The sequence below is a fragment of the Sphaerisporangium sp. B11E5 genome (genome assembly GCF_039871875.1).
GTDB lineage: Bacteria > Actinomycetota > Actinomycetes > Streptosporangiales > Streptosporangiaceae > Sphaerisporangium.
Genome location: NZ_JBDPMD010000058.1, coordinates 45,177 through 54,258 on the forward strand (window position 1 = coordinate 45,177; position 9,082 = coordinate 54,258).

Here is a 9,082-nt window from a genome sequence, read left to right on the forward strand (position 1 = left end):
GTCCGGCGGATCACTCGCCCAGTTGCCGGTCGAGCAGCCCGAACAGTTCGTCGTCGGACGCCGAGTCCAGGCCGGACAGCGGGTCGGCGCCGTCGCCGGAACCGCTCGTCTCCAAGGTGTCCAGCGCGGACCGCAGCGCGCGGGCCAGCTCGGCCCGCCGGCCGTCACCCTCGGTGAGGCCGGTGGCGGAGGACACCCACATCTCCAGTGCCGCCGGGTCGAACATCGGCCGCTCCGGCGCGCACCGTGTCAGCAGTTGCTCGGTCAGCGCCCCGACGGTGGGGTGGTCGAACAGCACGGTGGCGGGCAGCCGTTCGCCGAGGTCGGCCCCCAGCCGGTTACGCAGCTCGATCGCCGTCAGCGAGTCGAGCCCGAGGTCGAACAGCCCGCGGTCGTCGGGGACGTGGCCGGCACCGGGGAGCCCGAGCACCTCCGCCACCCGCCCGGCGACCGTGTCGTGCACGGCGGCGCGTGCCGTGTCCCGGTCCAGCCCGGCCAGGCGCCGGGGCAGGGGCACGGCCACCGGGGCGGGCCGGGCGGGCACCAGGTCGGCGAGCACCTCGGGGAGGTCGTCGCGCCGCCGGGCGAGCGCTCCGGTGTCGAACCACGCCGGCACCACGGCGGGCCGGCCGCACGCGAGCGAGGTGTCGAGCAGGTCCAGCCCGGCCTCGCTGGTCAGCGGGCGGATGCCCATCCGGCCGAGCCTGGACCGGGACGCCACGTCCAGCTCCGCCGCCATCCCGTCGCCGGGACCGGTCTCCCACAGGCCCCAGGCCAGCGCGACGCCCGGCAGCCCGGCCGCCCGCCGGTGCTGCGCGAGCGCGTCGAGGAAGGCGTTGGCCGCCGCGTACCCGGCCTGGCCCGCGTTGCCGAGCACCCCGGCGAGCGAGGAGAACAACACGAAGGCACGCAGGTCGCGGGTGAAGCGGTGCAGGTTCCACGCCGCGTCCACCTTGGGGCGCAGCACCCGGTCCAGCCGTTCGGGCGTGGTGTTCTCCAGCACCGCGTCGTCGAGGGTGCCCGCGATGTGGAACACGGCCGTGACCGGGGGCTCGGCGCCAGTGAGCAGCGTCTCGGCCGCGGCGGGATCCGCGAGGTCACACGCCGCGACGCGGACCCGCGCGTGCTCGCCGACCTCCTCGGTGAGGGCGCGCAGCGCCGGGTCGCCGTCACCTCGCCTGCTGACGAGCAGCAGGTCGCGCGCTCCATGGCGGGCGACCAGGTGGCGGACGACCTCACGGCCGAGCGCGCCGCCCGCGCCGCTGACCAGGACGGTGCCCGCACCGAGGTCCGGCGGGGCGGCCGGAGCGCCGGTCAGCGGGCGCAGGCGGGGCCGTGACGCCTCGCCGCGGCGGACGGCGAGCTGGCCGGGGCGCGCGGCGATCACCCGGGGGAGCAGCGCGGCGGAGTCCGGGTGGTCGTCGACGTCCACGACACTGACGCGGCCGGGGAACTCCTGCTGCGCCGTGCGGACCAGGCCCCACAGGGAGGCCTGCGCGAGGCCGGGCAGCCGGTCGTCGCCGTCCACCGCCACCGCTCCGCGTGTCACCACCACCAGGTGCCGGTGCTCGGGCAGCGTGACGATCAGGTCGCGGGCCGTCCGGAGCGCCGCACGGACGGCGGCCCCCGGCTCCCCGTCGCCGGTGTACGTGACCACGGGGAAGGGCAGGCCTGCCTCCTTCCCTGCCGGTGCCAGGACGGTCGTGTCCCCGTCGCCGCCCGCGGTGACCCGCGCGGCGGTCCAGACCAGCTCGTACGGCACCGCGGCGGCGGCGCGGCCGCGGTGGAGCGCGGCCCGCGGCACCGGGCGCACCCGCACCTCGGCGGCGGACAACACGGGGACGCCCTGGACGTCGGTCACGTCCAGCCCGAAGGTCTCCTCGCCCGTGTGCCGGATCCTGACCCGCGACGTTCCCTGCGGCCGGCCGTGCGCGCGCACGTCGCGCCAGCCGTAGGGCACATGGACGGTGTCCCGCGCCTCGTCGGTCCGGCCGGCGATCCAGGCGTGCAAGGTGGCGTCCAGCAGTCCGGGCACGAGGTCGTGACCGGTGTCCACCTCGGCGTAGAGGTCGTCCCCGGCCCGCCACATCGCGCGCAGGCCCTGGAACGCCGGGCCGTAGTCGTACCCCTTCTCGGCGAAGGCGGCGTAGGCCCCGCTCACGTCGACCGGTACGGCCTCGGCGGGCCGCTCGCCCGTCCAGGGGTCCGTGCCGCCCGCGTCGTCGGTCAGCACGGCCTCCGCGTGCAGCGTCCACTCCCCGGCGCCCACCGGCCGCGCGTGCACCCGGACCCCGTTGTCCGCCACGGTCACCCGCAGGTGCACGTCCCCATCGCCTGGTACGAGCAGCGGTGCGTGCAGCGTCAGCTCCGCCACGGCCACCATGCCGTGCTGTCCGGCCAGCCAGGTGAGCAGCTCGACGAGCGCGGCCGCGGGGAGCACCGGAGTGCCCGCCAGGGCGTGCTCGGCCAGCCAGGGTTGCCGGCGTGGTGACAACACCCCGGTGTGGACGGTCTGCCCACCGTCCGGCACGACCACCGAGGCGGTGAGCAGCGGATGCTCCGGCTCCTCGGCGCCGATGCCGGCGGCGGTGCCCGTGTCGGCCGGAGGCGCCAGCCACAGCCGTTCACGCCGGAAGGGATAGGTGGGCAGCGGCACCGTGACCGCGTCGCCGAGATACCCGAGCACCGCCCGCCAGTCCCAGTCGACGCCGGAGACGAAGGCCCGGGCCACGAACGACCACAGCGCGAGCAGCTCGTCCCGCCGCCGGTCGAGCACCGGGATCGCGACCGTGTCGTCGCCCACGTCGCACTGCTCGACCATGGCGGTCAGGACGGCGTCGGGGCCGGCTTCCAGGAAGCGGGTCGCGCCGAGCTCGCGCAGGCGGGCGACCGCGTCGGCGAAGCGCACCGTGCCGCGCACCTGGCCGGCCCAGTGCTCGGCCGACCCGAGCGTGTCCGGCCCGGCCTCGCGCGCGGTGAGGGTGGACACCACGGTCCGGTCCGCCTGCCCGGCCCGCAGGCCGTCGATCTCCGCGCGGAAGGCCGCGAGCATCGGCTCCATGTGGGAGGAGTGGAAGGCGTGGCTGACGGTGAGCGTCTTGGTCCGGTGGCCGCGCTCAGCCAGCACGGCGGCCAGTTTCTCCACGGCGGCGGCGGCACCGGAGATCACCACGGAGCCGGGGGCGTTCACCGCGGCGATGTCCACGTCCGATCCCGTTTCCTCGATCAGCCGTTCCACCGTCTCCCGGCCGGCGCCGACGGCGGCCATCAGGCCCCCGCCGGGGAGTTGCTGCATCAGCCGGCCCCGCGTGGCGACCAGCGCGACCGCGTCGGCCTGTGTCAACGCTCCCGCGACGTGCGCGGCGGCGATCTCGCCGATGGAGTGCCCCGCGAGGAAGCCGGCGGGCAGCCCCCACGACTCGAGCAGGCGGAACAGCGCGACCTCCAGCGTGAACAGCGCCGCCTGGGTGTACATGGTCTGGTCGAGCAGACCGGGCTCGCCGTCCCCGGTGATCACGGCCGCCACGTCCGTGCCGTCCAGCCGGCGGAACCGCTCGCAGATGTCGTCGAAGGCCCGCGCGTACGCCGGGAACGTCCGGTACAGGGTGGTGCCCATGCCGGTGTGCTGGCTGCCCTGCCCGGTGAAGAGCACGGCGGTCGCCCCGCGCGCCGCCGTGCCGGTGACCAGCACGGGGAACGTCCCCTCCTGCGGCGTCGTGCCGTCGATCAGGTGGTCGAGCCCGGCGAGCATCTCGTCCAGGTCGCGGCCGAGCACCACGGCGCGTCGCTCGAACGGGGTGCGCGTGGTGGCCAGCGACAGGGCGACGTCGCCGAGGCGCGGTGCCGGTCCGGCCAGCACGTGCGCCTTGAGACGGACGGCCCGTTCGCGCAGCGCGGCGGAGGTGCGCGCGGTGAGCACCCACGGCACCGGCACGCCCGGCGGCGCGCCGACGGGCTCGGCGGGTGTCACCGCCTCGCCCTGCGGCGCGCCGGCGCTCTCGGACGGCGTCACCGCTTCGCCCTGCGGCGCGCCGGCGCTCTCGGACGGCGTCACCGGATCGCCAGGCGACGCTCCGGCGCGCTCCGGCGGTGCCACCGGGTCGCCCGATTCCACGATGACGTGGGCGTTGGTACCACTGATGCCGAAGGACGAGACCGCGGCCCTCCTCGGGCCGGGTGTGGCCGGCCAGTCGACCGGCTCGGCGGCGACCGTGACCGTGCCGCCGGACCAGTCCACGTGCTCGGTGGGCCGGCCGAGGTGCAGCGTGGCGGGCACCCGCCCGTGCCGCATGGCGAGCACCATCTTGATGATCCCCGCGACCCCCGCCGCGGCCTGCGTGTGCCCGATGTTGGACTTCACCGAGCCCATCACCAGCGGCGCCCGGCCCGCCCGGTCGCCGCCGTAGGTGTTCAGCACGGCACCCGCCTCGATGGGGTCGCCGAGCCGGGTGCCGGTGCCGTGCGCCTCCAGCACGTCCACCTCGTGTGGCCGCAGGCCCGCGTTGCGCAGCGCGGCGCCGATGACGCGCTCCTGGGCGGGGCCGTTCGGGGCGGTGAGGCCGTTGCTCGCCCCGTCCTGGTTGATCGCGGAGCCCCGCACGACGGCCAGTACCCGATGCCCGTTGCGCCGCGCGTCGGACAGCCGCTCCAGGACGAGCAGGCCCACGCCCTCGCCCCACGCGGTGCCGTCCGCGTCGGCGGAGAACGGCTTGCACCGGCCGTCAGGGGCGAGCCCGCGCTGGCGGCTGAACTCGATGAAGGTGGCGGGGCTCGCCATCACGGTCGCGCCGCCGGCCAGGGCCAGTGTGCACTCGCCGAGCCGCAGCGCCTGGGCCGCCTGGTGGACGGCGACCAGTGACGAGGAGCACGCGGTGTCGACGGTGACCGCCGGTCCCTCCAGGCCGAGGGCGTAGGAGACACGGCCGGACGCCACGCTGCCCGCGCTGCCGCTGACCAGGTACCCCTCCAGATCGCGTGCCGCGCCGCGCCGCTGGTGCACCCGCGCCCCGTAGTCGGAGTACATGACCCCGACGAAGACGCCGCTCTGCGTGCCGCGCAGGGTGGCCGGGTCGATCCCGGCGTCCTCCACCGCCTCCCACGCGGTCTCCAGCAACAGGCGCTGCTGCGGGTCGACGGCGAGTGCCTCCCGCGGGCTGATGCCGAAGAACTCGGCGTCGAACTCGGCCGCGTCGTGCAGGAAGCCGCCGTACCGGGTGGAGGAGCTGCCGGGACGGTCGGGGTCGGGATCGTACAGGTCGGGGTCCCAGCCCCGGTCCGTGGGGAAGGACGTGATGGCGTCGGTGCCTGAGGCGACCAGCTCCCACAGGTCCTGCGGGGTCCGCACGCCGCCGGGGAACCGGCATGCCATGCCGACGATCGCGATCGCGTCCTCTGCGGGGGCGGTCGGCATGGGGGGCTTCGCCGGTGTGTCCCCGGTGGCGCCGTCCACCACTCCGGTCACGAAGCGGATCAGGGCGGCGGGGCTGGGGTGGTCGAAGACGATCGTCCCGGGGAGCCGCACGCCGAGTTCGCCGCTCAGCCGGTTGCGCAGGTCCACGGCCGTCAGCGAGTCGAACCCGAGGTCGCTGAACGCGCGATCCGGATCGATCTCGCCCGCGGTGGCGTATCCGAGCACGGCGGCGATCGACTGGAGCACCAGGCGCGGGACGTCCCGGACCTGGGGCCTCGCGGGCGGCGCGGCGGCCGGTCGCGCGGCCTGTGGCGCGCGCCGCCCTTCCGCGATCCGCACGTCCAGTGCGCCGGCCAGCACGGCCGCCGCGTCCAGCCGCAGGGCGTGGTCGAGGAGCGCGAGCCCGTCGGCCGCCGCCATCGGCCTGATGCCTGCCGTACCGAGCCGTGCCACGTCGGTGGCGGTGAGCTCGCCGCTCATGCCGCCGCTCACGTCCCACAGCCCCCAGTGCACGGTCAGCGCCGGTCCGCCGGCCGCGCGCCGCCGGTCGCCGATCGCCTCCAGCGCGGCGTTGGCGGCACCGTACGCGGCCTGCCCGGCCGTGCCGAGCACGCCGGCCACCGAGCCGAACAGCACGAACGCGTCGAGGTCGGCGTCCCGGGTGAGTTCGTCGAGGTGGTGGGCGGTCACGGCCTTGGCGTCGAGCGTCCGGCGCAGCGTGGCGGCGGAGAGCCGCTCGACGACCGCGTCCTCGACCACCCCGGCGGCGTGCACCACGCCGGTGAGCGGGGCGTCGAGCCCGGCCAGCAGGCCGGCGAGGGCCGCCCGGTCGGACAGGTCGCAGGCCCGGACGGCGACACGGGCACCGAGCGCGGTGAGCTCGGCCTCGGCGGCGGCGGCACCCGGGTGCCGTTCGCCGCGGCGGCTGACCAGGAGCAGGTTCCGCACGCCGTGCCGGGTGACCAGGTGGCGTGCGACCTCCCGCCCGAGCGCACCGGTACCCCCGGTGATCAGCACGGTGCCGCCCGCGGCACTGCGCGGCCACAGGGAGAGGTCCGGCGCGTGCGAGGCCCCCACCACCGCCTGCTCGCCTCCCGGCGCGGTTCCCGCGGGGACGTCCGGCGGGGGCACCGCGACCAGGCGAGGCACCAGGGGGACGCCGTCGCGTACCGCGGCCTCGGGTAGCCCGGCGCCGATCGCTGCGAGCAGCTCGGGGGCGGCGTCGTCGGCGTCCAGGAGGGCGAACCGGCCGGGATGCTCGGTGCGCGCCGATCGCACCAGGCCCCACAGCGCGGCGGTGGCCGGCCGGGACACCTCGCCGTCCCGCACGGCGAGGCCGCGGGTGAGGAACACCAGGCGGTCGTCGCCGGCTTCCGCCAGCCACCGCTGGACGGCCTCCAGCGCCGCCTCGGCCGGTGCGTACGGGTCGTCTGTCTCGTCACGCAGGTCAAGCAGGACGGTGCGCGGGTGCCGCTCGGGGAGGGTGCCGGCGAGCACGAAGCCGGTCGCGGCGGCGGGTTCGGGTGGTGCGACGGGTTCCCAGCGCCGGCGGTACAGGCCGGCGGTGGACGGCAGCGGACGCAGCCGCAGCCTCTCCACCGTCAGGACCGGCTGGCCGTCGTCGCCGATCAGGTCGGCCCGGTAGGCGTCCTGCTCGACGGGCCGGAGCCGCACCCGTATCCGGGTGGCGTGACCCGCGTGCAGCCGCACCCCGTGCAGGGCGTACGGCACACGCCGGGGTCCGTCCAGGCCGTGCAGCGCCACCGCGTGCAGGGCGGCGTCGAGCAGGGCCGGGTGCAGGGCGTACCCGGCGGCCTCGGTCCGCAGCGACGCGGGCAGCTCCGCCTCGGCGTACAGGTCCGAGCCGGTCGTCCAGGCCGTGCTCAGCCCCTGGAAGGCGGGGCCGTACTCGTAGCCGTGTTCGGCCAGCAACCGGTAGGTCGCCTCCGGCGTGCCCGCGTCGAACCGGTCACCCGGGCCCGACGGCAGCGGCCCGCCGGTGGGCTCGACCTCGGTGTCGGTGAGCAGGCCGGTGGCGTGGACGGTCCACTCGGCGCCGGCCGCGCTGCCGCGCACCGTGAGCTCCCCGGTGGCGGCGACGCTCACCTGGAGCCGGACCTCTGCCGACGCGTGGAGTTCGAGCGGGGCGTGCGTCACGAACTCGGCGAGCGTGGGGCGGCCGAGGCCGGCGCCGACGGCCAGGGCCAGCTCGACCAGGGCCGCGGCGGGGACGAGCCCCCGCCCGCCCACGCGGTGCTCGGCCAGCCAGGGCTGCCTGCGGGGGGAGAGCACGCCGGTGAACATCCGCGCGTCGCCGGGGAGGTCGGTGGCGGCGGCGAGCAGCGGATGCGGGGAGGCGTCCAGCCCGTAGGCGGCCGGCCGGCCGCCGTCCTCGGGGGACGGCGGCAACCAGTAGCGCCTTGTCTCGAACGGATAGGTCGGCAGGTCCACCAGCCGGCCGCCGGTGAGGAACGGCGCGAAGTCGACGGGTACCCCCGCCACGTGCAGCCGGGCCAGCGCGGCGCGGAAGGCGGCCTGGTCCGGCTGCCGCGGCCGGAGAAGAGGCACGGCCTGCACGTCCTCGGCGGTCTCCTGCGCCATCGTGGCCAGCGTGCCGTCCGGCCCGATCTCCACGAACGAGGTCACGCCGGAGCGGTGGGCCGTGCGTACCGCGTCGGCGAACCGCACCGTGCCCCGCAGCTGCGCGACCCAGTAGTCCGGTGACGTGATCTCGTGGGTGAGCTCGCCGGTCGCGGTCGAGATGATCGGCACACGGGGCTCGGCGAAGGTCAGCCCGGACACCACCTCGCGGAACTCGTCCAGCACGGCGTCCATCTGGGCCGAGTGGAAGGCGTGACTCACCTTCAGCCGTGTGGCCTTGCGCCCGCCGGACCTCCACCGGGCGACCAGGCGATCGATCTCGTCCGCGTCGCCGGAGAGCACCACCGACGCGGGGCCGTTGACGGCGGCGATCTCCACCCCTGACGCTTCCGCCAGCTCGGCGGCCTCGGCCTCGGTGGCGGTGAAGGCCGCCATCGCGCCGTTCCCCGGGGCCGACTGCATCAGCCTGCCCCGCGCGGCGACGAGCGCGCACGCGTCGTCCGCGTCGAGCACCCCCGCCACGTGCGCGGCGGCCAGCTCGCCGACGGAGTGGCCGATCAGGTAGTCCGGTCGCAGCCCGTGCGCCTCGGCCAGCCGGTACAGCGCCACCTGCACCGCGAACAGGGCCGGCTGCGCGTACCGGGTCTGCCGCAGGACCTCGGCGTCGCCTGTGATCAACTCGCGTGGGTCGGCGCCGATGTGCGGCGCCAGCCTGCCGGCGATCTCCTCGAAGGCCGCCGCGTAGGGGGCGGAGGTGGCGAGCAGCCCCGTGGCCATGCCGATCCGCTGCGCGCCCTGCCCGGAGAAGAGGAAGGCGAGCCGCCGATCGGGGAGTGCGCGTCCGGTGACGACGCCGGGATGGGGCGTACCGTCGCGCAGCGCCGCGAGCGCGGCGACGAGGTCCTCGCCCTCGGCGTCCACGACGGCGCGGTACTCGAACCTGGCGCGCCGCGCGAGGGTGAACGCGACGTCCCGCACGTCGGGGGCGTCGTCCCCGGTGAGACGGTCGGCGAGTGTGGTGGCGTGTTTGCGGAGGGCGGTGGGGGTTTTGGCGGTGAGGAGGATGGGGGG

At 76.3% G+C, this 9,082-nt stretch carries 1 protein-coding gene; it reads right to left on the bottom strand.

Annotated elements, in window-relative coordinates:
* Positions 1-10 precede the first annotated feature (10 nt).
* Entirely contained in the window at positions 11-8,989 is an 8,979-nt protein-coding gene (locus ABGB17_RS33925) for an SDR family NAD(P)-dependent oxidoreductase (RefSeq protein ID WP_347637510.1), read from the bottom strand.
* Positions 8,990-9,082: the final 93 nt, after the last annotated feature.